Genomic DNA, 24,473 nt, shown 5'->3' with positions numbered 1-24,473 from the left:
TGAATTGAGGCCATGACCGACAAGACCAATACCCCCGAAGACCGCATTCCCGTCATCGTCGGCGTCGGCGAGATCGTCGACCGCCCCAAGGAGATCACCGATGGCCTCGAGCCGCTCGACCTGCTCGAACAGGCGCTGCTGCGCGCGGAAGCTGATGCCGGCGCAAAGCTGCTCGGCGAGGTGCAGTCGCTCGACGTCGTCAACTTCCTGAGCTGGCGCTATCGCGATCCGGAGCAGCTGCTGGCGCAACGGCTCGGCACCACGCCTGCGCATTGCTATTACGGCCCGGTCGGCGGCGAGAGCCCGATCCGCTACATCCACGAAGCCGCAAAGCGCATCGCGCGCGGTGAATGCAGTGTTGCCGCAGTTTGCGGCGCGGAGGCACAGTCGACGGCGACCAAGGCGGAGCGCGCCGGCGCGAAGCTGTCGTGGACGCCGTTCGCCCATGACGTCGAGGAGCCGAAACGCGGCGCAGCGTTCCAGAAACCGCTGGCCGTGAAGCTCGGCGTGTTCCGGCCCGTGACCGTCTATCCGTTCTATGAAGCGGCATCGTCCGCCCATTGGAGCCAGACACCGCGCGAGGCGATGGCAGAGTCGGGTACACTCTGGTCACGCTATTCCGAGGCCGCCGCGCAAAATCCCAACGCCTGGCTGAAGCGGCGCTATGCGCCCAACGAGATTACGACGCCAACGGCGGACAACCGCCTGATCGCCTGGCCCTACAACAAGCTGATGGTTGCCAACCCAAGCGTCAACATGGGCGGCGCGCTGCTGCTCACCAGCCTCGCCAGGGCGCGCGCGGCCGGCATCGCCGATCACAAGCTGGTCCATCCGCTCGGCGGCGCCTCGGCCGAGGAGCCGCGCGACTATCTCTTGCGCGACCAGTTTTACGAGAGCCATTCGCAGAATGCCGTCTTGAAGGCCGTGATGGATCTCGCCGACGGCGACGGCAAGAAGTTCGATGCGATCGAGCTCTATAGCTGCTTCCCGTGCGTGCCCAAGATGGCGCGGCGGACGCTGGGCCTGGGTGCCGACGTGCAGCCGACCGTGACCGGCGGCCTCACCTTCTTCGGCGCGCCGCTGAACACTTACATGACGCATGCAGCCTGCGCGATGGTGCGGCGGGTGCGCGACGGCGCAAAGCTCGGCCTGCTCTACGGCCAGGGCGGCTTCGTCACCAAGCATCATGCGCTGGTGGTGTCGAAGGTGCCGCCGCGTGAAGCATTGGCACAGGAGACAAGCGTGCAGGCGGCGGCGGACAGCAACAAGCGCGCGGTGCCCGAGTTCGTCACGGATGTCTCGGGCAAGGGCAAGGTCGAGAGCTTTACGGTGCTCTACGGCCGGGGCGGCGATGTCGAGCACGGCGTGGTGATGCTGCGGACGGACGATGACAGGCGCACGCTGGCGCGGATTCCCGCGAGCGATACCGCGACGTTGGCGCATGTGCTGAACATGGACCGCACGCCGGTGGGCTCGCTCGGCGAGATTGCGATGGCCGCGGATGGCGTGCCGGAGTGGCGGGTGGCGTAGGGGTCTCCCTCGCCCCGCTTGCGGGGAGAGGGTGGGGGTGAGGGGGAGTCTCCGCGAGGACGGTAAGAGTTGGACTCGCGGAGAGTCCCCCTCACCCGATCGCTTCGCGATCGACCTCTCCCCGCAAGCGGGGCGAGGTAAATGAGGCTACCCCTTCGGCGCCTGCTTCTCCGACGCGGTCGCCGGCTTGCCCTTGGCACCGGCGCCGGTGACGCGGACCTGGTCGCCGTCGGAAAGGCCGTCCGGTGGTGCCGTGATGACGCGATCATCCGCTGCAACTCCCGAGGCAAGCTCGATCTCGCGGCCGAGATCGCGCGCGATGGTCACCGGCTTGAACAGCACCTTGTCGTCCGGACCGACGGTTGCGACGCGCAGGCCGCTGCCGTTGAAGATCAGCGCGCTGGCGGGAATGCTGAGCGGCGCGGAGTCGCGCTGCAGGCTGAGCTTCACGCTGGCGTAGCCGCCGGGCATCAGCTCGCCTGAGGAATTGTCGAGACCGAGTTGCATGCGCGTCGTGCCGGAGGCGACGTCAACCGCCTGCGAGGAGGCCTCCACCGTCGCCTGGAAGGTCCGGTTCGGATACTCCGGCAGCACGATGGCGGCCTTGGCGCCGATCTTGATCGCGGGCACGTAGTTCTGGGGAACGTTGATGTAGACGCGCAGCTTGGTGATGTCGGAGACCACGAACATCGCCGGGCCCGAGCCGCCGCCTGAATTGATCAGCGCACCGACGTCGGTGTCGCGCGCCGTGACCACACCGTCAAACGGAGCGGTGATCTTCTTGTAACCGGCCAGCGCTTCGAGGCGCTCGACATTGGCCTGTCCCGAACGAACCGCCGCGTTCTTGTTGGAGAGATCGGCGGTACGCTCGTCGATCTCCTGCGCGGAGACGAAATTGGAGGCGACCAGCGTCTTGCGGCGGTTGAGGGTGGCTTCCGACAGCCTGGCGCTGGACTGCTGGCTGGCGAGGTCGGCGCGGGCCTGAAGCAGTTGCTGGTCGAGGTCAGGCGCCTCGATCTCGGCGATCACCTGACCGGCTTTCACCCGCGCACCGATGTCGGCGCTCCAGCTTTTGAGATAGCCGGGAACGCGGGCAAAGATCGGCGCGCGATAATAGGCTTCGAGACGGCCCGGCAAATCGATGGTCGCATTGAGAGCCTTGGCATTGGGCAGCGTCACCGCGACGCTGGGAACAGCCTGGTCATCGGTCCAGGCCTTCAGCTTGGAGCCCTGCTCCTCGCGGGCACGGATGCCGGTGCCCACGACCAGGCCCGCCGCGATCAGCGCCACCACGCCGAAGATGCCCAGTTTCCGGTGCGACACCGGGGAGCGGGATTCAGTGGGCGACATGCGGGGTCTCCAGGGAGGCGGCGGCTTTGGCGCCTTGCTTCTTGTGTACCATGCTGAACACCACGGGAACAAACATCAGCGTGGCGAAGGTTGCAAAGATCAGGCCGCCGATCACGGCGCGGCCGAGCGGCGCATTCTGCTCGCCGCCCTCGCCGAGCCCGAGGGCCATGGGCGCCATGCCGATGATCATGGCGAGCGCGGTCATCAGCACCGGGCGGAACCGGACGAAGCCGGCTTCCAGCGCCGCGGCGATGGGATCGCCGAGCTCTTCGTAGCGCTCGCGCGCGAACGAGATCACGAGCACGCTATTGGCGGTGGCAACGCCCATGCACATGATGGCGCCGGTCAGCGCCGGAACCGACAGCGTCGTCTCGGTGGCGAACAGCATCCAGACGATGCCGGCGAGCGCGGCCGGCAGCGCCGTGATGATCACGAACGGATCGGACCAGGACTGGAAGTTCACGACGATCAGGAAATAGATCAGGACGACCGCCCCGAGCAGGCCGAACAGCAGGCCCGTGAAGGCGCTGTTCATGGTCTGCACCTGGCCGAGCAGCACCACGGAAGAGCCCTTCGGCACCTCTTTGGCGGTGTCGGCGATCACCTGGCGGATGTCGGTCGCGACCGCACCGAGATCGCGGCCCGAGGTCGTGGCGAAGATCTGCACCATCGACTGGATGTCGTATTGCGAGACCACCGCGCTCGAGGTCGAGCGCCTGATGTCGGCGATGCCGCCGAGGATCGGCGACTGCGAATTGCCGGCCGCCGTGATCGGCAGCGTCTGAAGCGCGCTGAGCGAATCCATCTGGTACTGCGGCGTCTGCATCACGATCGAATAGGACACGCCGTTATCCGGATTGAGGTAGTAGGTCGGCGCCACCTGCGAGGAGCCAGCAAGGTTGACCACGAGACTGTTGGTGACGTCGCGCTCGGTCAGGCCGACATATTGCGCGCGGGTGCGGTCGACGTCGATGTTGAAGGTCGGATTGTTCGGCGACTGCTGGATGCGCGCATCGGCGACGCCGGGAATCCTGCGGACCTTGGCCAGCAGATTGTTGGCATAAGCGAAGTTGGCGCTGATATTGGCGCCGCGAATCTGCAGGTCGATCGGTGCCGGCGCGCCGAAGTTCAGGATCTGGCTGACGATGTCCGCCGGCAGGAAGGCGAAGCTGACGCCGGGGAACAGCCGCGGCAGTTGCTCACGCAGCACGCGCACATGCTCCTCGGTCGGCTTGTGGCCTTCCTTCAGCTTGATCTGGATGTCGCCATCCTGCGGGCCGATCACGCCGGTGTTGTTGTAGGTCATGTTGATGCCGGAGATCGGCATGCCGATGTTGTCGGTCAGCGTTTCGATCTCGCCCGGGATCAGCTTGCGGATCGCCTTCTGCACGTCGGCGAGCTGGTTCGCGGTCTCCTCGACGCGGGTGCCGACCTGGGTGCGGACGTGCATCAGGATGTTGCCGGCATCGACCGCGGGGAAGAAGTTGCGCCCGAGGAACGGCACCAGCGCGAAGGACGCGCCGACCACGCAGAGGAAGCCGATCACGAACACCGGACGGTGCGCGAGCGCGAGCCCGAGGAAATTGTGGTAGCCGCCGCGAATACGCTCGAAGCGAGCCTCGAAGCCGCGCTGGAACCACACCAGGGGATTGCGCGACTTCGGCGGGCCGTCCTCGTGATGGACATGCGGCTGCAGCAGGTAATTGGCCATGGTCGGCACCAGCGTGCGCGACAGCAGGAACGACCAGATCATCGCGAACATCACCGCTTCCGCCATCGGCACGAACAGGAAGCGCGCCACGCCGGTAAGGAAGAACATCGGCACGAACACGATGCAGATGCAGAGCAGCGAGACGAAGGCCGGTGTCACGATCTGGTTGGCGCCGTCGAGGATCGACTGCTCGACCGGCTTGCCCTGCTCCAGATGGTAGTTGATGTTCTCGATCGTGACGGTGGCGTCATCAACGAGAATGCCGACCGCGAGCGCGAGGCCGCCGAGCGTCATGATGTTCAGCGTCTCGCCGATCGCCGACAGCATGATGATAGCGCCGAGCACGGAGAGCGGGATCGAGACCGCGATGATCACGGTCGAGCGCCAGCTGCCGAGGAACAGCAGGATCATGACGCTGGTGAGCAACGCCGCGATCACGCCCTCGAACGCGACGCCTTCGATGGCGCCGCGGACGAACACCGACTGATCGCCGATGAAGCCGATCTTGAGCGCGTCCGGCAGCTGGTCCTTGACGTCGATCACCTTCTGCTTGATGCCGGCGATGATGTCGAGCGTCGAGGTCGCGCCTGCCTTCAGCACCATCATCAGCACCGAGCGGTTGCCGTCGACATGGACGATGTTGGTCTGCGGCGGGTTGCCGTCCCTGACGGTCGCGACGTCGCGCACATAGACCATCGCGCCGTTGACGGTCTTGATCGGCAGATTGCCGAGCTCCTCGATCTTCAGCGGCGAGTTGTTGAGCTGGATGTTGTATTCGAACTGCCCGATCTTCTGGGTGCCGACCGGCGTGATCAGGTTCTGGGCCGCGAGCGCGTTGGCGACGTCCTGGCCGGACAGGCCCCTCGCCTGGAGCGCGGTCGGGTCGAGATCGATCTGGACCTGGCGCTGCTTGCCGCCGAACGGATACGGGATCGCAGCACCCGGCACGGTGACCAGCGGCGTACGCAGCTGGTTGATGCCGATATCGGCGAGGTTCTGCTCGGTCAGCCCATCACCCGACAGCGCCACCTGGACGATCGGCACGGTGGAGGCGGAGTAGTTCAGGATCAGAGGCGGCGTCGCGCCCGGCGGCATCTGCTTGATCAGCGTCTGCGAGATCGCGGTGACCTGCGCATTGGCGGTGCGGATGTCGACGTTCGGCTGGAAGAAGATCTTGATGATGCCAAAGCCGTTATAGGAATTGGCGGTGATGTGCTCGATGTCGTTGACCGTCGTCGTCAGCGCGCGCTGAAACGGCGTGGTGATGCGACCCGACATCTGGTCGGGCGGCAGGCCGGTGTATTGCCAGACCACCCCGATCACGGGGATGCGGATGTCCGGGAAGATGTCGGTCGGCGTCCGCAGCGCCGCCAGCGGTCCGATGATCAGAAGCAGGAGCGCGAGCACGACAAACGTGTAGGGCCGGCTCAGGGCAATACGGACCAGAGCAATCATTCGTTGGGCAATTCCAGATCAGGGACCGGAAACACCGCCCCCGCGGGTTCCTCGGCTGATTTACCTGAAGACCGCACAAATGGCCAACGACGCTGCGGCACCTGCGGTAACTTCCCTGCTATCGCACTGCGAAATCGCATTCCAGATATGCAGCTCAGGCCCGAAAGATGACAGAAGCCGCTGTTCCCCGCGTAAAAAAAGCGGCGTCCGCGGACGCCGCTTTCAGGAATTCCGTGCCTGCCAGCCTAGGCCGCGCGGACGTTGGTCAGGAACTTGCTGACTTCGGTCTTGAGCCGGTTCGAGTCGTTCGACAGCATCTGCGCCGCCGACAGCACCTGCGAGGAGGCCGTGCCGGTCTCGGTCGCGCCGCGCTGCACGTCGGTGATGTTGGAGGAGACCTGCTGGGTGCCCTGCGCCGCCTGTTGTACGTTGCGGGCGATCTCCTGGGTCGCCGCGCCCTGCTCTTCCACGGCCGCCGCGATCGCCGATGAGATCTCCGACAGACGCTCGATGGTCGACGAGATCTCCTTGATGGCGCCGACCGAGTCGTTGGTCGCCGCCTGGATGCCGGAAATCTGCTGGCCGATCTCACCGGTCGCCTTCGCGGTCTGCTCGGCGAGCGCCTTCACCTCGGAGGCGACGACCGCAAAGCCGCGGCCGGCTTCGCCGGCGCGTGCGGCTTCGATGGTCGCGTTCAGCGCCAGAAGGTTGGTCTGGCCGGCGATGGTGTTGATGAGCTCGACGACGTCGCCGATGCGCGAGGCTGCCTTGGAGAGTTCGCTGACGCGTTCGGTGGTGGTGCGCGCCTGGCCGACGGCGTCGCCCGCCATCCGCGCAGATTCCTGCACCTGACGGCTGATCTCGCCGACCGATGAGGCCATCTCCTCGGTGGCCGAGGCCACCGACTGCACGTTGGTCGAGGCCTCCTCCGACGCTCCGGCAACCGTGGTCGCCAGCCGCTGGGAGCGGTCGGCGGTCGAGGTCAGCGTCGAGGCGGAGGCCTCCAACTGGGTCGAGGCCGACGACACGGTCTGGACGATCTCGCCGATCATCGTTTCGAATTCGCGGGTGATGTTGTCGACGCGGCGGCCGCGCTCGATCTTGGCTTCGGCATCGGCGGCGGCAGCCTCGTCGGCGGCCTTCTTGGCGATCAGCGCGTCCTTGAAGATCTGGAGCACGTCGGCCATGGCGCCGATCTCGGTCTTCTCACCACGGTGCGGAACCTCGGCGGAAAGGTCGCCCTTGCCGAGTGCCTGCATCGGCTGGGTAATCGAGTTGATGCCGTTCGAGACGTCCTGCACCAGGTAGAAGCCAACGCCGGAGCCGACAAGGACGGCGGCGCCGAGAATGATCGCGACCAGCATGAAGGCATAATAGTAGCTGTTGGCGGCATCCTGCGCGGCCTGGTCGCCACCCTTGGTGTTGAGCTCGATATCCTTGCGCAGAACCTCGTCGGCCTGAAGCCCGATCTTGTTGACCGTCTTGGTGTTCAGCTCATGCGCCTCGTGCGGGACCTTGCCGGCCTCCTTGCGCGACAGCGCCATGACCTCCTGGGTGCCCTTCTTGTAATCGTCCCAGAACTTGGACCATTCACCGTAGAGTGCCCGTTCTTCAGGCGAGGTAATCATGTCCTCGTAAGTTTTGCGGAATTTGGTGTTGGCCTCGATCACGGTCGCAAGCGTCTTCTCTGCCGCGAGCTTCTCGTCCAGCGTTTCCGACAGCATGTGCTCCCGGATGACGTTGCGGTAAGTGATGACGCCGGCACGCAGGTCGCCGAGCACACGCACGCTGGGCATCCAGCTCGTGGTGATGTCGACGGTGTTGGCATTCATCGACCGCATCTTCATGACGGCGAGCAGGCCCATGCCGGCCATCGCGACCAGCAGGAACGCCACGACACTGATGATCTTGGCGCGGATGGAAATAGTGGCGAGCATATGGAGTCTCTTTGTGCTGGCGCGGCGGCGCGTCCGGAAATCTACGAATCAACCTAAGGGAGCAGCACCGACATCCAACACCAGAGCACCTGAGCAGATGTTAACGACGACTCCGTACGAGTACGGAAGCCTGAAACAAGTGAACACGACGCTAAAAATGCCCTGCGCTCAGCGCATGAGCCCAAGCGCGTCGGAGAAAAACTCCGGCCCGCCGAAATTTCCGGACTTCAAGGCAAGCAGCATGTCGCCTTTTTCAGCACCGACCGCGCGCAGCACCGGGACGCCGGCTGCGATCTCCACCCCCACGAGAAATCCCGGTATCTTCAATCGGTCGACCACGGCACCGGATGTCTCCCCGCCGGCAACGACCAGGCGCTTGACGCCGGCCTGCACCAGACCCTCGGCGATGTCGGCCATCGCCTGCTCGATGGCGTGACCGGCCGCGTCGCGACCATGGCGCGCCTGGAGCGCGGCGACCTGATCGGGCGTCGAGCTCGATGCGATCAGGACCGGACCGTCGGCCAGTCGCGGCTTCGCCCATGCCAGCGCGCGCTGCGCCTCGTCCTTGCCCGTAGTAATACGGTCCGGATCGAGATGCAGCACCGGCATGACACGCTCGGCATTGGCGATCTGCTGGAGCGTCGCCTGCGAGCAGCTTCCGGCAAGGCACGCCGCCGGTCCGCCGACCGCTGCCCCCGCCTCGCTGCTCGCCGCGCTCGATGCGATCTTGCCCGTCGACACCAGCGCCCGCGCCAGCCCAAGACCCATGCCGGAAGCGCCGACCGACAGCCGATGCTGGACAGCGACGAGGCCGATGGTCTCGAGGTCGCGATCGAAGACGGCGTCGATGATCGCCGCGCCAATGCCCTTGCCGGCGAGTTCGGCCAGCCGCGTCCGCACGGCATCCGCGCCGCGCGTGACGGTAGCGAGATCGACCAGGCCGATTTGCGTCTTGCTCTGGCGCGCCAGGACGCGGACCAGGTTGGAATCGTGCATCGGGTTGAGCGGATGGTCCTTCAGCGGGCTCTCGTTCAACGGCACGGCGCCGACGAACAGATTGCCCTGGTAGACGGTGCGGCCGGTCTCCGGAAACGCCGGCGTCACCAGCACGGCCGCCTCGCCGCAATCGGCGCGCAGCGCGTCCATCACCGGGCCGATATTGCCGGCATCGGTGGAATCGAAGGTGGAGCAGATCTTGAACAGCACGTGGCTTGCGCCGCGGCCGCGTAGCCATGTCTCGGCCGCGCGCGAGCGCGACACGGCGAGGCCGGCCTCGATCGAGCGGCTCTTCAAGGACACCACGACGGCGTCGACCTCGGGCAGTGCGAGATCGTCCGCGGGCACGCCGATGGTCTGCACCGTGCGCAGGCCCGCGCGCGTCAGCGTGTTGGCGAGGTCGGAGGCGCCGGTGTAGTCGTCGGCGATGCAGCCAAGAGATATTTTCGCTGCAAGTGTCACGGCTTCACTCCCGCATAAGGCTTGAACCAGGCGAGGCCGTCGGTCGTCTTGCCGCGCGGATTATATTCGCAGCCGACGAAGCCGGCATAGCCGAGCCGGTCGAGTTCGTCGAACAGGAACGGATAGTTCAGCTCCTCGCCATCAGGCTCGTTGCGCGAGGGGATGCTGGCGATCTGGACGTGGCCGATCAGCGGCATCATCTCGCGCAGCCGCATCGTGACGTCGCCATGGATGATCTGGCAGTGATAGATGTCGAACTGGAGTTTCAGGTTCGGAAGCCTCAGCTCCTGGATCAGGTCGCGCGCGAAGCCGAAATCGTTGAGGAAGTAGCCGGGCACATTGCGCGCATTGATCGGCTCGAGCACGATGTCGATCCCGTGCGGCGCGAAGAACTCGGCGGCCCACGCCACCGATTTGTAGAACGCCTCGATCGCGACGCGCTCGCTGCGGTTGGCGATGCCCGCCATCAAATGCAGCCGCTTGACGCCGGTCGCCTTGGCGTAGGGCAGCGCGGTCTCCAGGCTCGCCTTCAGCTCGGCGAATCGCGACGGGAGTGCCGCAAAGCCCTTCTCGCCGGCATTCCAGTCGCCCGGCGGCAGGTTGAACAGCGCCTGGGTCAAGCCGTTGCGCTTGAGCCGCTCGCCGACCGCCTCGGCCGGATGCTCGTAGGGAAAGAGAAACTCGACTGCGGTGAAGCCGGCTGCGGCAGCGGCGTCGAAGCGGTCGAGGAACGGCACCTCGGTGAACATCATCGAGAGATTGGCGGCAAAACGGGGCATGGGAATCCTCTTGTCTATTTGTCGCCGGGCAGCTTCACGCCCGTGACCTGCGCATACATCCGCGCCACCGACGCATCGTCGTCGCGGCCCATGCCGGCGGCTGCCGTCATCAAGAACATCTGAAGTGCAGCGGCGGAGACCGGAACCGGGAATCTGGCACTGCGTGCCATGTCCTGGATGATGCCGAGGTCCTTGACGAAGATCTCGACCGCACTCCTCGGCGTGTAATCGCCGTCGAGCACGTGCGGCATGCGGTTCTCGAACATCCAGGAGTTTCCGGCGGAGGCCGTGATCACCTCATAAACCTTGCGGATGTCGAGACCCTGCTTGGCCGCGAATGCGATCGCTTCGCTGGCAGCGGCGATATGCACGCCGGCAAGCAATTGGTTGATCATCTTGAAGGCGGCGCCCTGGCCTGCGGCATCGCCAAGCTCGTAGAGCTTTGCGGCCATGGCATCGAGTGCGGGCCGTGCTTTCTCGAACGCAACCGGACTGCCGGAGGCGAGGATCGTCAGCTCGCCCTGCGCTGCGCGCTGCGCCCCGCCGGAGATCGGCGCATCCAGATAGTGCCGGCCGGTCGCCTCCAACTGCTTGGCGAGACGCCGCGCCACGTCGGGATCCATGGTCGCCGACGACAGAAAGACGCTGTCCTTGGCCATGGTTTCCGCGACGCCATCCTTGCCGAACAGGATGGTCTCGGTCTGCGCGGCATTGACGACGACGCTGACGACGATGTCGGCGCCCTTGGCAGCTTCGGCCGGCGTCTTGGCGCCCGCCCCGCCCTCCGTCACGAAACGCGCCACCGCATCAGCCGAGACGTCGCAGCCGGTGACGACATGACCGGCGCGCTTCAGCGAGGTCGCCATGCCAAACCCCATCGAGCCGAGCCCGATGACGGCGATGCGCTGATTCTGTGACGTGGAGGCGGACATGCAACTGATCCTTGCGACGTTTCCCGGAGGGCCACCCTTTGCGGCAGCTTGGCAACCGATTAACACGGCTTGGCCGCGCTGCCAAAGCGTGAGACAAACGGACATGACGGCCATGAGCAACGAGACACGGCTCCGCGAAGACATTTGCCGCTTCGGACGGTCCCTGTTCGAGCGTGGGCTGACGCCCGGCTCCTCCGGTAATATCAGCGTCAGGCTGGAGGGCGGCGGCTGGCTGGTGACGCCGACCAATGCCTCGCTCGGCTTCCTCGATCCCGCAAAACTGTCGTGGCTGGACGATCAGGGCCGACTGGTTTCGGGCGATGCGCCGACCAAGGAAGTTCCGCTGCACAATGCGCTCTACGCCACGCGCGGGAGCGCACGGGCGATCGTGCATCTGCATTCCACCCATTCGGTCGCGCTGTCGATGCTGCCGGAGATCGACCCGCGCGCCGCGCTGCCGCCGATGACGGCCTATTATCTGATGAAATGCGGCGCCACCGCGCTCGTGCCCTATTACCGCCCCGGCGATCCCGCGGTCGCCGATGCGATCAAGGGGCTGGCGGGAAAATACTCATCCGTGCTGCTCGCCAATCACGGTCCGGTCGTCGCCGGCGACACGCTGGAAGCAGCCGTGTTCGCGACCGAGGAGCTGGAGGAGACGGCGAAGCTGTATCTCCTGCTGCGCGGGATGAACCCGCGCTATCTCTCGCCCGAGCAGGTGAACGATCTGGGAAAGGTGTTTGGGCTGATGCTGCCGGAGCATGGGCACGAGGAATGACCGATGCAGCACGGCCTACACCGGGTGAGATAGTGGCGGCGGCCCGCGTTCTCCACGAAATTGGCTTACACCGTCACTGGTGGTCTCCCTATACGAAGACATACGATGAACTGACCGCAACTGATCCGATCGGAAAGGAAGAGTTCGACGCAATCGTCGAAGCGGTGTTGCTGGCGGCGGCTAAAGCAAGGCATGGTCAGCGATCGTAGCCCGCATGAGCGAAGCGACATGCGGGAGCACCTGCCCCGGATATCGCTTCGCTCATCCGGGCTACGGCAGTGTGCTTGTAGCTACAGTCCCAGATAGGCCTTGCGCACGTCCGGATTGCCCTTGATCTCGCTTGCCGCACCCTGCATCAGCACGCGGCCGGTTTGCAGGATGTAGGCGCGGTCGGCGATCTCGAGACATTCCGCCATGCGTTGCTCTACGATCAGCACCGTCATGCCGGCGTCGCGGATGCGCTTGACGGCCTGGAAGATCTCGTCGACCAGCTTCGGCATGATGCCCTGCGAGGGCTCGTCCAGCATCAACAGCCGCGGGCGCGTCATCAGCGCACGGCCGATCGCGAGCATCTGCTGTTCGCCGCCGGATAGCGTCTCGGCGCGCTGCTCCAGGCGCTCGGCGAGACGCGGAAACAGCTGGAACACGAGATCGAGCGGACTCTCGCGGTCGGCCTCGCCGCGGTAGAGATAACTGCCGAGGCGCAGATTGTCGCGCACGGAGAGGCGCGGAAACAGGCGGCGGTTCTCCGGCACATAGGCGATGCCGGTGGCCGTGATGTGATGCTGCGCCATGCCGTCGAGGCGCTTGCCGTCGAACGTCACCGTGCCCGAACGCGGGCGCTCGGCGCCGGCGATGGATTTCAGCAGCGTCGACTTGCCCGCGCCGTTGGCGCCGGCGACGCAGACGATCTCGCCCTTGGCGACTTCAATGCTGACCGAGGAGATCGCGACCAGGCCCTGATAGGCGGTCGTGACTTCACGCACCGACAGCATGACGATCTCCCAGATATGCGCTGATCACCTTGGGATCGCGGACGATTTCAGTGGGCTTGCCCTCGACCAGCACCTTGCCGAGGTCGAGCACGATGGCACGATCGACCAGCGGCATCACGATCTCCATGACATGCTCGACCATCAGCACGGTGATGCCGGCGTCACGCACCTTGCGCACCAGCGCGACGCCGGTCTGCGCCTCGGTCGGCGTAAGACCAGTGAGGACTTCGTCGAGCAGCAGCAGCTTTGGTTCGGTCGCAAGCGCGCGCGCGACTTCGAGGCGGCGCTTTTCGGCCGGCACGAGGTCGCTCGCGAGCACGTTGGCGCGCGCGGCAAGGCCGGTGAACTCCAACACCTCATGCGCCTTGCGGCGTGCCTCGCGCATCACGGTGTTGCGCACCAGTGCGCCGACGATGACGTTGTCGATAACGGTCATGGTCTCAAAGCTCTTGACGACCTGGAAGGTACGCCCGACGCCGCGCTGGCAGCGCTCGGCGGCCGGCATGCTGGTGACATCCTCGCCGTCGAACCAGATCGAGCCTTGCGTCGGCGGCAGCACGCCGGCGATGAGATTGAACAGCGTCGACTTGCCGGCACCATTCGGGCCGATCAGGCCGACGATCTCGCCGCGACCGACCGAGATCGAGACGTCGCTGTTGGCGACGAGGCCGCCGAAGCGCTGCCAGACGCCGCGGGTTTCGAGCAGCGGGGTCATCGCGTGGCTCCCTTCCGCTTCGCACGAGAGAACAGGCTCACCAGACCCTGTGGCAGGGCGAGCGAAATCAGCACGATCAGCGTGCCGTAGACGATGAGATCGACGCCGCGGCCGGAGCCGCCGATATAGGAGCGCGTCAGCTCCGTCATCGGGATCAGGATGGCCGCCCCTAACACGGGCCCCCAGAGGGTGCCGATGCCGCCCAGCACGGCCGGCAACGCCATCAGCAGCGAGAACTGAAAGCCCATGACGCTTTCAGGATCGATGTAGGCGAGGAATTGCGCATAGAAAGCGCCGCCGATGGCAACGAGGAAAGCGGAGACGGCAGCCGCGCCCATCTTGGAGTTGAACACGACGACGCCGAGGCTCTCGGCCGCTTCCGGATTGTCCTTTACCGCGCGCCACCAGAAGCCCCATTTGGAGTCCTCCAACCACCAGGTGACGAACCAGGCGAGGCTGCACAGCACCAGCGCGAAATAGAAGTACGGCAGCTTGCTGCGCATGAACTGGAATTTCAGCCAGCTGTCGCCGCGCACCGGAATGGTGATTCCCATCGCGGCCCCCGCCCATTCCCAATTCTGGAACAAGAGCAAGCCGATCTCGGCAATGACGATGGTCGCGATCACGAAATAATGGCCGCGCAACCGAAAGAAGGGATAGCCGAGCCCCATCGCGATCGCGGCCGCGACTGCGCCGCCGGCGAGCATGCCGAACCATGGCAGCACGCCGAACTTGGTGAACAGCAGCTCGGTGGTGTAGGCGCCGATGCCGAAATAGAGCGCGTGTCCCAGCGAGATCTGCCCGCAATAGCCGGAGAGAATATTCCAGCTCTGCGACAGCGCCGCATACATCAAGGTCAGGATCAGGATGTTCTGGACGTAGACGTCCTTGATGAACAGCGGAGCGAGCGCCGCCAGGGCGGTCAGCACCGCGGCGATGATGAGGTCGCGGCGGCGCCGCGCGGCAAAATCCTTGTCCATCACATCGATCCGAACAGGCCGCGCGGCCGGATGAAGACGACCAGCAGGTACACGGCGTAGATGCCGACCGATTTCAGCGACGGCGGCAGCACCAGCGCGGTGGTGGCCTCGACAAGGCCGACGATGATTCCGCCGGCGAAAGCGCCGAACACGCTGCCGAAGCCACCGAGCGCGACGGTGACGTAGGCGATCAGCGCAAAGGACGCGCCGACGTCGGGATAGATATAGAAGAAGCTCGCCATGATCGCTCCGGCGAGGCCGACCAGCGCGGCACCAAGCCCCCAGCCGAGTGCGAACACGCGGTTCTTGTCGATGCCGACGAGGGCCACCGCGCCGGGATCTTCACGGGTGGCCTCCAGCGCGCGACCGAAATCGGTGCGATGGATGAAGAAGTAGAGGCCGGCAAAGGCCAGGATCGAAACCAGCGCACCCATGAGCTGCGGCTCCGGCAGGAAGACGCCGGCGATAGAGATCGTCTTGCCGCCGAGCCAGGACTGCGGAACGCTGCGATAGTCAGGCGTGAAGAAGAATTGCGCGAGACCGCGCATCACGATGGCGAGGCCGAAGGTGGAGAAGATCTGCACCATGCCCGCATTGGCCTTGGCCCGCATGGCGAAGCGCACGATCAACAAATAGACGACCGCTCCGAATACGAACAGCGCGGCGGCCACCAGCGGCGCCGACAGCAAGGGGTCGATGGCGAAGAACGTGAACAGGAAGAAGCTCACATACATCGCGATCATCAGGAACTCGCCATGGGCGAAGTTCACGACGTCCATCAAGCCGAAGATCAGCGCGAGGCCGACGGCGATCAGTCCGTAGAGCAGGCCCATGAGAAGGCCGCTCGCGAGACTTTGGATAATGGTTTGGGCTGTCACCGGTGGTCCCCCGCTCGAAATATCATCGTTTGCTCCGTCATTGCGAGCGAAGCGAAGCGAAGCAATCCAGAATCTCGTCGCGGAGACAGTCTGGATTGCTTCGTCGCTTCGCTCCTCGCAATGACGAGGCTCTTGCGACGATCTCGATTTGCTTCCCTGCTCCCGCAGCGCTTACTTCATCGGCCAGATCGCCTCGGCGATCGCGGCCTGCGGCGGGAAGATGGTGACGAATTTGCCGCCGACATATTGCAGCAGCACCGGGTCGGCGTCGTTGTTCTGGCCCATCTCGTCGAACTTGACGCGCTTCCAGGGCATGATGGTCTGCTCGCCCGGGATGTCGGTGGCGGCCAGCGCATCGCGGATCTTCTCGCCGTCCGTCGACTTGGCGCGACTGATGGCGTCCGCGAGGATGATCAGGCCCATGAACTGACGCGAGGTGAGATCGTTGAAATCCTTGCCCGAACGCGTCTTGAACATGTCGTTGATCTTGCCGACCATCGGGCGCTTCTGCGCGAGATCGAGCGAGAAGGTGCCGCGCGAGATCACGCCTTCGAGCTTGTCGCCGACGGCGTCGTAGAGCGCCTTCTCGGAGAAGCCGGCGTCCTGCGCCACGATCGCGTTCGGCTTGTAACCGAGCTCGGCCATGGTCTTCACCAGCAGGATGCCATCGGTGGTGTAGCTCGAGGGCATCAGCACGTCGGCGTTCGCGCTCTTGAGCTGCTGCACCTCGGCCGAGAGCGAGGGCGAATTGGCGCGATACTTGATGTCCGCGACGATCTTGTAGCCGCGCTCGCCGGCGATCTTGGCCTGGGCATTGGCGGAATCGGTGCCGAAGATGGTGTCTTCGTGGAACAGCGACAGCGTCTCGATCTTGGTGCCCTTCTTCTTCAAGGCATCGAAGAAGTCGAACATCGCGGCCGAGTACATCTCGTCGTGCGGGGAGGCGCGGAAGTAATATTTGAGGCCGCGGCGATGCAGGCTCGGCGAGGAGTTGTCGGCGGAGACGAACGGGATCTGGTAGCGCTCGCAGATCTGGCTGACGGTGACGGCGACCGCGCTCTGATAGGTGCCGATGATGGCGCAGACCTTCTCCTGCGTGATCAGGCGCTCGGCTTCGGCACGGCCCTTCTGCGGATCGGCCTGATGGTCGGCGAACACGAGGCGCACTTTTGCGCCGCCGAGGCCCGGCAGGCCCTCGCCCTTGGCCAGCGGCAGGTCGAAATCCGTGGCCTTGTTGATGACCTCGAGCGCGGTCTCATAGGCCTTCTGCGCGTCGACGCCCTGCTGCGCGCTGCCGCCGGAGAACGGATAGATCACGCCGATCACGACTTCCGAAGTCTGTGCGCGGGCGGCCAGCGGTACCAGCGCGGCCGTAGCGGTGGCTCCCAACAATACGTCGCGGCGAGTGATCGTCATGGCAAAGTCCCCTGTTACTGAATTTCGGCTGATCGAATGAAGCGATTGATGGATGCGGTAAAGCTCGAAGAAGCAGCAAACGCTGCCCACTAAATCACGGCCATGGTCCTGTTCTTGAGATCCGTCACCAGCATCAGGCCCGGCGAATGCGTGATCGCGAACGGCAGCTTGGCAGCGTTGATGACCGATTGCGGCGTCACGCCGCAGGCCCAGAACACCGGGATCTCGTCGTCGGCGACCGGCACCGGATCGCCGTAGTCGGGCTTGGCGATGTCCTTGATGCCGATCAGATGCGGATGGCCGAGATGCACGGGCGCGCCGTGCACGGCCGGATAGCGCGAGGTGATCTGCACCGCGCGGATCGCATCCGCCGGCTTGAACGGACGCATCGACACCACCATGGGACCGGCGAAGGGACCGGACTCGCCGCAGGCGATGTTGGTGCGATACATCGGCACGCGCACATTGTGCTCGATGTGGCGGATCGGCATGCCCTCGTCGAGCAGCGCCTCTTCGAACGAGAACGAGCAGCCGAGCACGAACGTCACGAGATCGTCGCGCCAATGCTTTGTCACATCGGTCGGCTCGTCCACGACCTCGCCGTCGCGCCAGACGCGGTAGCGCGGCACGTCGGTGCGGATGTCGAGATCGGCGCCCAGCGCCGGGATGTACGGACTGCCGACATCGGACATGCCGATGATCGGGCACGGCTTGGGATTGAGCTGGCAGAAGCGGTGGAAGGCGCCGGCATATTCGGCCGGCAGGATCGCCAGATTGCCCTGGACGAAGCCCGGGGCGACGCCGGCAGTGGAGGCGACCAGCCCTTCGCGGTAGGCGAGCCGCGCCTTGCGGCTCGGGAGCGTGTCGGGTGTTTCAGTTTGCTGCACTGCCACCAAAACAGTCATGGGATCGACCTGCCTATAAACTCGACAAAGACAAGCCAACACCACGCGTGCTATAAAGTCTAATCTTCCTTTCTAATCAATATCGATAAATTTCATTTATCGGACAGGAAAATCCTTCCAATGCTGGACTTCAGATCGATCGAGACGTTTCTGTGGGTTGTGAAGCTCGGCAGCTTTCGCGGCGCCGCAGCACGCCTCAACACGACCCAGCCGGCGATCTCCCAGCGCATCGCCCAGCTCGAGCGCGAGATGGGGGTGAAGCTCCTGAACCGCGACCACCGCGTGGCCTCGCCGACGCCGAGCGGCCGGCAGATGATGGTCTACGCGGAGAAGCTGATCGGCCTGCGCGCTGCGATGATCGCCGAGATCGGCGATCGCTCCGCAATGCGCGGCGTGATGCGGCTCGGCGTCGCCGAGACCATCGTGCACACCTGGCTGCCGCGGCTGGTGAAGAGCATGAACCAAGTCTACCCGAACCTGTCGCTGGAGATCGAGGTCGACATCACGCCGAACCTGACCGCGCGCCTGCTCGCGCAGGAGATCGAGCTTGCTTTCGTCGTCGGTCCGCTCTCGGCTTCCGGGGTGCACAACCGCGTCCTCGCCGACTATCCGATCGGATTTCTCGCCAGCCCCTCGCTCGGCCTCGGCCATGGACCGGTCACGCGGGCCGAGCTCGCGCGGTTTCCGATCATTACCTTCCCGCGGAAGACGCGGCCCTACGAGGTCGTGCGCGAAGTGTTCGACCGGCCGGAGCTGCCGCCGATCCGGCTGCATGCCTCCGCCTCGCTTGCGACCGTGATCCACATGGCGGTCGAGGGCCTCGGCATCGCCGTGATCCCCGACGCGATCGTCGAGAACGAGCTTGCAGACGGGCGGCTGCAACTGCTCGACACCGATCTCAAAATCGCGCCGCTGACATTCACCGCCAGCTGGCTCGCCTCGCCCGACGTCGTGGCGGTGGAGCGGGTCGCAGAGCTTGCATGTCAGATTGCGCAGGGCAGCCTTACAGTTGACGCGCCCGCGCCGGCGCGTCATTGAAACAGCCGCCGGACAATTGAGAGACTGACCGCATGAGCCGAGCCGCCACCAATTTGCAAATCGATTCCGCCCGCCTTTGGGGGTCCATCCACGAGACCGCGCAGTTCGGCGCGACGGCCAAGGGCGGCGTGCGGCGGCTGACGCTGAGCGTGGAGGACAAGCTGGTGCGCGACTGGTTCCGCAAGGCCTGCGAGGACGCCGGCTTGGAGGTGCACACCGATGCGCTCGGCTCGCAGTTCGGCCTGCGCAAGGGCCGCGACATGTCGAAGCCGCCGGTCGGCATCGGCTCTCATCTCGACACGCAACCCACCGGCGGCAAGTATGACGGCATTCTGGGAACGCTCGGCGCACTGGAAGTGATCCGCACGTTGAACGACGCCGGCATTGAGACCGAGGCGCCGATCTGCGTCGTCAACTGGACCAACGAAGAGGGATCACGCTTCGCTCCCGCGATGATGGCCTCCGCCGCCTATGTCGGCGACTTCACCACCGACGACATCCTGTCGCGCAAGGATGCCGACGGCACCACCGTCGGCCAGGCGCTCGATAGCATCGGTTATCGCGGCGACAAGCCGGTCGGTTTCCAGAAGCTCGGCTGTTTCGTCGAATTGCACATTGAGCAGGGCCCGATCCTGGAAGCCGAAGGCAAGACCATCGGCGTCGTCGATTCCGGCCAGGGCGTGCTTTGGTACGACGGCAAGATTTCCGGCTTCGAGAGCCATGCCGGATCGACGCCGATGCCGCTGCGGCGCGATGCGCTGGCGACGCTGTCCGAGATCGTGCTGGCGCTGGAAGCCATCGCGAGCAAGCACGGGCCGAAGGCCGTCGGCACCATCGGCGAGGCCGTGATCGCAAACCCCTCGCGCAATGTCATCCCCGGCGAGATCGCCTTCACGATGGACTGCCGCAGTGCGGATGGCGCGATCATGGATGCGCTCGATCGCGATCTGCGCAGTGCGATTGTCGAGATCGCCGCACGCCGCAAGGTCGAGGTGAAGATCGACCTGGTCTGGCGCAAGCCGCCGACGCATTTCGATCCCAAGTTGATTGCGGCCGTCGAGAACGCGGCGAAGACGCTCGGCTACTCCTCTCGCCGCATCACCTCCGGCGCTGGCCATGACGCCTGTAACCTCAACACAATCATGCCGGCCGCAATGGTGTTCGTGCCCTGCAAGGACGGCATCAGCCACAACGAGCTCGAAGACGCCACGCAGCCCGATTGCGCCGCGGGCACCAATGTCCTCATGCACACGGTGCTGGCGATCGCCGGCGTCGCATCCTGACCGGAGAGAGAGTCATGCGCGGAGTTTTCGTCGACGCCAACGAAGCCCTGGCCGTGATCATGGAGCGGCTGGAGCTATCAGGCGATCCCAAGGTGCGGATCCACAGGGACCCCGACATCAAGCCCGAGCAATATCCTGAAATCCTCGACGGCGCCGAGATCGCGATCGTCGACCACACCGCGCTGCCGACCGAGGTCGCAAAGAACTGCGCGGGGCTGAAACATGTCGTGTTCCTCGGCACCGGCGCGCGCAGCTACATGAACCCGGAGGAGCTCGCTGAGCTCGGCATCTCCGTGCACCTGATCAAGGGCTATGGCGACACGGCGGTCGCGGAATGCGCGATCGCGCTGATGTGGGCTTCGAGCCGCGTCATCGCGATGATGGACCGCGAGATGCGCGTCGGAAACTGGCTGCGCGAGGACGGCATGCAGCTCACCGGCAAGACGCTCGGCCTGATCGGCTTCGGCGGTATTGCCGCGGAGGTCGCGCGCATTGCCTCGGGCAGCGGCATGAAGGTGATCGCCTGGAACCGCTCGCCGAAGAGCTATCCGGGCGTGGAATTCGTCGATCTCGATTCGGTGCTGGCGAGAGCAGACGTCGTATCGCTGCATCTGCTGCTCAACGACGAGACGCGCGGCATGATCACTCGCGAGATGATCGCGAAGATGAAGCCGGGCGTCATCCTCATCAACACCGCTCGCGCGGCCGTGGTCGATGAGGCCGCCATGATCGATGCGCTGAAGTCAGGCCACATCCGCCATGCCGGCCTCGACGTCTTCAACATCGAGCCCCTGCCCGGCGATCATCCGCTGACAAAACTGCCGAACGTGACGTTGTCGGCGCATTCGGCGTTCCGGACCCCGGAGGCGAGCGAGAACCTCATTCATGCGGCGTGGGAGCACTGCCGCAGAATCGTAAAGGGATAAGAGCACCAACAATGGCCGACTATCGAACCATCAAGGCACAGCCGCTCATCGAAGCCATCAGTGCCATCGTCAAGGCCGGCGGCTCCACGGACCGCGAGGCCGAGCTCGTATCCACCAATCTGGTCGAGGCCAATCTCAAGGGACACGACTCCCACGGCGTCGGCATGATCCCGCGCTATGTCCAGAGCGTCACCACGGGCGGCCTCGCCGTGAACCAGCACGTCAAGATCGTGCTCGACACCGGTCCGCTGCTCACCCTCGACGGCCTCACCGGCTACGGCCAGGTCATCGGCCATGAAGCGATGGAGCTGGCGGCCGAGCGGGCCAAGCGCAACGGCGTGTGTCTCGTCGGCCTGTCGAACTCGCACCACATCGGCCGCATCGGCCACTGGGCCGAGCAGTGCATCGACCACGGACTGGTCTCGATTCACTTCGTCAACGTGATCTCGCGCCCGATCGTGGCGCCCTGGGGCGGCAGTGATGGGCGCCACGGCACCAATCCGTTCTGCGTCGGCATCCCGCGCGCGGGCAAGGACCCCATCGTGCTCGACTTCGCCACTAGCAGGATCGCGCAGGGCAAAACCCGCGTCGCCCACAACAAGGGCGTCGAACTCGAGCCCGGCACCATCATCGACAACGAGGGCAAGCCGACCACCAACCCGCGCTATACCGTGATCCCGCCGCACGGAGCCATCCTGCCGTTCGGCGAGCACAAGGGGTCGGGGCTCGCGCTGGTGTGCGAAATCCTCGGCGGCGCGCTCTCCGGCGGGCAGGTGGTCAAGGGCCCGTCCGATGGCAAGCACAACGTCCTCAACGGCATGCTCTCGATCATCATCGATCCGACCAAACTCGGCACCGCGGAGAATCTCGCGCGCGAAGTCGAGAGCTTCGTCGCCTGGCACACCGGCTCACCTCCGGCGGCCGGCGTCGATAAGGTGAAGATCGCAGGCGAGCCCGAACGCGAGACGAAGAAAAAGCGCCTGGCTGAGGGTATTCCGGTCGATCCGACCACCTGGCGAGATATTTTGCTGGCTGGAAAACCGTTCGGGCTCGATGAGGCGGCGATCGAGAAGATCGCGGGGTAGTGAGACAGAGCACGGTGCTCTTCCCTTCTCCCCTTGTGGGAGAAGGTGGCGCGAAGCGCCGGATGAGGGGTTCTGTCCGCGAAGAGAAATGCACAATTGAGAGGTCTGTCTCCGCGGAGACAACCCCTCACCCGTCTTCGATGCTTCGCATCGAAGCCACCCTCCCCCACAAGGGGGGAGGGAAAGCAGTGCTCTAATCCACCATATCCGCAACCGCCTTGCCGCAAGCCGTGGTGTCAGCGTTGCCGCCGAGATCCTTGGTGCGGAGCGTGCGCTCCGCCAGCGTGCGCTCGATCGCATCGACGATCGACTTGCCGGCTTCCTTTTCGCCGAGATGTTCGAGCATCATCGCGCCGGACCAGATTGCGCCGATCGGATTGGCGATGCCCTGCCCCGCGATGTCGGGCGCCGAGCCGTGCACCGGCTCGAACACCGACGGGAAATTGCCCTCGGGATTGATGTTGCCCGACGGCGCGATGCCGATGGTGCCGGTGCAGGCCGGGCCGAGATCGGACAGGATGTCACCAAACAGATTGGAGCCGACCACGACGTCGAACCAATCCGGATGCAGCACGAAGTTCGCAGTCAGGATGTCGATGTGGTACTTGTCCCACTTCACACTTGGATACTTCTTCGCCATCGCCTCCACGCGCTCGTCCCAATAGGGCATGGTGATGGAGATGCCGTTCGACTTGGTCGCCGAGGTCAGGTGCTTCTTCGGCCGCGACTGCGCGAGCTCGAACGCGAACTTCAGGATGCGATCGACGCCGATGCGGGTCATCACCGTCTGCTGCGTCACGAACTCACGGTCGGTGTCCGGGAACATGCGACCGCCGACGGAGGAATATTCGCCTTCAGTGTTCTCGCGCACCACCCAGAAATCGATGTCGCCGGGCTTGCGGTTTGCCAGCGGCGACGGCACGCCCGGCATCAGCCGCACCGGGCGCAGATTCACATATTGGTCGAACTCGCGGCGGAACTTGATCAGCGAACCCCAAAGTGAGACGTGATCCGGAATCTTGGCCGGCCAGCCGACTGCGCCGAAGTAGATGGCATCGTGCTTGCCGATCTTATCCTTCCAATCGTCCGGCATCATCTGGCCGTGCTTCTCGTAATAGTCCCAGGACGAGAAGTCGAAATGATCGAAATGAAGGGACACCCCGTGCTTCTTCGCCGCGGTCTCCAGAACGCGCAGACCTTCGGGCATCACTTCCTTGCCGATGCCGTCGCCGGGAATGACCGCGATCCGGTATTGTTTCTTGCTCATCGAGAACGTCCTTGATTGCTCCGGCAGCCGCCGCCTTTTTGACCGCACTGCAATGGACCAAACGCGGCGGCAGTGCAACGCTGCACTGCAATGTTGACCATGGCGCGGCCGACCGCCTACTGATTTTATTCCCGTTCCTCTCCTGCGAGTTATTCCCATGGATCTGCATCTGCGTGGCAAGCGCGTCCTGATCACGGGCGCGTCCAAGGGTATTGGCGCAGCTGCCGCCGAGGCTTTTGCCGAGGAAGGCTGCCATCTCCTCCTCGCCGCCCGCAACGGCGATCAGCTCAAGGCTCTGGCCGAGCGCTTGCGCTCGGCGCACCAGATCGATGCCGCCACGAGCATCGTCGATTTGCGTAAGAGCGAGGATTTGACGCGGCTCGCCAAGGAAGCCGCCGACATCGACGTCCTCGTCAATAATGCCGGCGACATTCCCGGCGGCTCCATCGACAAGATCGACGAGGCGACCTGGCGCCACGCCTGGGAATTGAAAGTGTTCGGCTACATCAACCTCACGCGCATGATCTATGCGCAGATGAAGGCGAAGGGCGGCGGCGTGATCGTCAACGACATCGGCGCCGCCGGCGAGAAATTCGACGCCAACTACATTTGCGGCAGCGCCGGCAATGCCGCACTGATGGCCTTCACCCGCGCGCTCGGGGGCAAGAGCCTCACCGACAACATCCGCGTGGTCGGCATCAATCCCGGCCCTGTCGGCACCGACCGTCACGTCACCCTGCTGAAGACGCGGGCAAAACACCAGTTCGGCGACGAGAGCCGCTACAAGGAATTCCAGAAGAGCCTGCCGCTCGGCAGGCCTGCGCATGCGCGCGAGATCGGCGACCTCATGGCGTTCCTGGCGTCGGATCGCGCCGGCTACACGTCCGGCGTGATTTACACGGTGGACGGCGGCATCAGCGCGGGATGGGGTTAACTCTATCCTCGCCATTGCGAGCGAAGCGATGCAATCCAGAAATGTGTCTGCGGCAAAAGTCTGGATTGCTTCGTCGCTTCGCTCCTCGCAATGACGGAGCCTAGAACAAGCACAGGAGTAA

The 24,473-nt window shown here is 64.7% G+C and carries 21 protein-coding genes; 8 read left to right on the top strand and 13 right to left on the bottom strand.

Translation table 11 applies throughout. The features are described 5' to 3' along the window. Window positions 1-12: 12 nt before the first annotated feature. Window positions 13-1,530, top strand: coding sequence for an acetyl-CoA acetyltransferase (locus tag AC0L3U_RS08870; protein ID WP_473361459.1), 1,518 nt, complete (start codon window positions 13-15; stop codon window positions 1,528-1,530). 147 nt (window positions 1,531-1,677) lie between these two features. Here AC0L3U_RS08870 and AC0L3U_RS08865 read toward each other — a convergent pair whose 3' ends face one another. The 6 genes from AC0L3U_RS08865 to ltnD form a co-directional block, all read right to left on the bottom strand. Beyond that, window positions 1,678-2,880 carry an efflux RND transporter periplasmic adaptor subunit gene (locus AC0L3U_RS08865; protein WP_473361458.1) on the bottom strand — a complete coding sequence of 401 codons (1,203 nt, stop codon included), beginning with the start codon at window positions 2,878-2,880 and terminating at the stop codon, window positions 1,678-1,680. Further along, entirely contained in the window at window positions 2,867-6,046 is a 3,180-nt protein-coding gene (locus tag AC0L3U_RS08860) for an efflux RND transporter permease subunit (RefSeq protein WP_473361457.1), read from the bottom strand. Before AC0L3U_RS08860 ends, AC0L3U_RS08865 begins: the two co-directional genes overlap by 14 nt. A gap of 245 nt (window positions 6,047-6,291) precedes the next feature. Next, on the bottom strand, window positions 6,292-7,983 hold the full coding sequence (locus AC0L3U_RS08855; RefSeq protein WP_473361456.1) for a methyl-accepting chemotaxis protein: 1,692 nt from the start codon (window positions 7,981-7,983) through the stop codon (window positions 6,292-6,294). Window positions 7,984-8,151: 168 nt separating this feature from the next. Further along, window positions 8,152-9,441: a 3-oxo-tetronate kinase gene (otnK, locus tag AC0L3U_RS08850; protein WP_473361455.1), complete on the bottom strand. Its 1,290-nt coding sequence runs from the start codon at window positions 9,439-9,441 to the stop codon at window positions 8,152-8,154. Then, window positions 9,438-10,220: a 2-oxo-tetronate isomerase gene (otnI, locus tag AC0L3U_RS08845; protein WP_473361454.1), complete on the bottom strand. Its 783-nt coding sequence runs from the start codon at window positions 10,218-10,220 to the stop codon at window positions 9,438-9,440. The genes otnK and otnI overlap by 4 nt, the downstream gene beginning before the upstream one ends. A 14-nt stretch (window positions 10,221-10,234) precedes the next feature. Beyond that, window positions 10,235-11,152, bottom strand: coding sequence for an L-threonate dehydrogenase (ltnD, locus tag AC0L3U_RS08840; protein WP_473361453.1), 918 nt, complete (start codon window positions 11,150-11,152; stop codon window positions 10,235-10,237). A 103-nt stretch (window positions 11,153-11,255) separates the two neighbouring features. Here ltnD and otnC point away from each other — a divergent pair, with 103 nt between their 5' ends. Together otnC and AC0L3U_RS08830 are read left to right on the top strand one after the other, a co-directional pair. Continuing rightward, window positions 11,256-11,930: a 3-oxo-tetronate 4-phosphate decarboxylase gene (gene otnC, locus AC0L3U_RS08835; RefSeq protein WP_473361452.1), complete on the top strand. Its 675-nt coding sequence runs from the start codon at window positions 11,256-11,258 to the stop codon at window positions 11,928-11,930. After that, window positions 11,927-12,139 (top strand): hypothetical protein, encoded by a 213-nt coding sequence (locus AC0L3U_RS08830; protein WP_473361451.1) that lies wholly within the window; start codon window positions 11,927-11,929, stop codon window positions 12,137-12,139. Before otnC ends, AC0L3U_RS08830 begins: the two co-directional genes overlap by 4 nt. 81 nt (window positions 12,140-12,220) lie before the next feature. Here AC0L3U_RS08830 and AC0L3U_RS08825 read toward each other — a convergent pair whose 3' ends face one another. From AC0L3U_RS08825 to AC0L3U_RS08800, 6 genes are all read right to left on the bottom strand, one after another. Beyond that, a complete protein-coding gene (locus tag AC0L3U_RS08825) occupies window positions 12,221-12,925 on the bottom strand; it encodes an ABC transporter ATP-binding protein (RefSeq protein ID WP_473361450.1) in 705 nt (234 codons plus the stop codon). Beyond that, a complete protein-coding gene (locus AC0L3U_RS08820; RefSeq protein ID WP_007593737.1) occupies window positions 12,909-13,640 on the bottom strand; it encodes an ABC transporter ATP-binding protein in 732 nt (243 codons plus the stop codon). Before AC0L3U_RS08820 ends, AC0L3U_RS08825 begins: the two co-directional genes overlap by 17 nt. Further along, window positions 13,637-14,620, bottom strand: a complete 984-nt coding sequence (locus tag AC0L3U_RS08815) for a branched-chain amino acid ABC transporter permease (RefSeq protein WP_007593738.1) — start codon at window positions 14,618-14,620, stop codon at window positions 13,637-13,639. The genes AC0L3U_RS08820 and AC0L3U_RS08815 overlap by 4 nt, the downstream gene beginning before the upstream one ends. Further along, entirely contained in the window at window positions 14,620-15,498 is an 879-nt protein-coding gene (locus tag AC0L3U_RS08810) for a branched-chain amino acid ABC transporter permease (protein ID WP_026233279.1), read from the bottom strand. Before AC0L3U_RS08810 ends, AC0L3U_RS08815 begins: the two co-directional genes overlap by 1 nt. 171 nt (window positions 15,499-15,669) lie before the next feature. Next, window positions 15,670-16,914 carry an ABC transporter substrate-binding protein gene (locus AC0L3U_RS08805; protein WP_473361449.1) on the bottom strand — a complete coding sequence of 415 codons (1,245 nt, stop codon included), beginning with the start codon at window positions 16,912-16,914 and terminating at the stop codon, window positions 15,670-15,672. Between the two features lie 89 nt (window positions 16,915-17,003). Further along, window positions 17,004-17,819 (bottom strand): putative hydro-lyase, encoded by an 816-nt coding sequence (locus tag AC0L3U_RS08800; protein ID WP_473361448.1) that lies wholly within the window; start codon window positions 17,817-17,819, stop codon window positions 17,004-17,006. A gap of 120 nt (window positions 17,820-17,939) precedes the next feature. Between AC0L3U_RS08800 and AC0L3U_RS08795 the strand changes: the two genes are divergently transcribed. The 4 genes from AC0L3U_RS08795 to AC0L3U_RS08780 are packed head-to-tail and all read left to right on the top strand — an operon-like array spanning window position 17,940 to window position 22,151. Then, the gene (locus tag AC0L3U_RS08795; RefSeq protein ID WP_473288883.1) at window positions 17,940-18,857 is read left to right on the top strand and encodes a LysR family transcriptional regulator; all 918 of its coding nucleotides are present in this window, start codon (window positions 17,940-17,942) and stop codon (window positions 18,855-18,857) included. A gap of 32 nt (window positions 18,858-18,889) precedes the next feature. Then, window positions 18,890-20,140, top strand: a complete 1,251-nt coding sequence (locus AC0L3U_RS08790; protein WP_473361447.1) for an allantoate amidohydrolase — start codon at window positions 18,890-18,892, stop codon at window positions 20,138-20,140. A gap of 14 nt (window positions 20,141-20,154) precedes the next feature. After that, window positions 20,155-21,066 (top strand): NAD(P)-dependent oxidoreductase, encoded by a 912-nt coding sequence (locus AC0L3U_RS08785; protein ID WP_473361446.1) that lies wholly within the window; start codon window positions 20,155-20,157, stop codon window positions 21,064-21,066. 11 nt (window positions 21,067-21,077) lie between these two features. Then, window positions 21,078-22,151 carry a malate/lactate/ureidoglycolate dehydrogenase gene (locus AC0L3U_RS08780; RefSeq protein ID WP_473361445.1) on the top strand — a complete coding sequence of 358 codons (1,074 nt, stop codon included), beginning with the start codon at window positions 21,078-21,080 and terminating at the stop codon, window positions 22,149-22,151. Between the two features lie 193 nt (window positions 22,152-22,344). Here AC0L3U_RS08780 and AC0L3U_RS08775 read toward each other — a convergent pair whose 3' ends face one another. Further along, on the bottom strand, window positions 22,345-23,418 hold the full coding sequence (locus AC0L3U_RS08775; protein WP_247288600.1) for a tartrate dehydrogenase: 1,074 nt from the start codon (window positions 23,416-23,418) through the stop codon (window positions 22,345-22,347). Between the two features lie 157 nt (window positions 23,419-23,575). Here AC0L3U_RS08775 and AC0L3U_RS08770 point away from each other — a divergent pair, with 157 nt between their 5' ends. After that, window positions 23,576-24,352, top strand: coding sequence for an SDR family oxidoreductase (locus AC0L3U_RS08770; protein WP_473361444.1), 777 nt, complete (start codon window positions 23,576-23,578; stop codon window positions 24,350-24,352). Window positions 24,353-24,473 lie beyond the last annotated feature (121 nt).

It is taken from the genome of Bradyrhizobium sp. Kon69, from assembly GCF_055807515.1.
The sequence above is the reverse complement of the archived record's forward strand: the minus strand, read 5'-3'. Positions and strand labels throughout refer to the sequence as shown.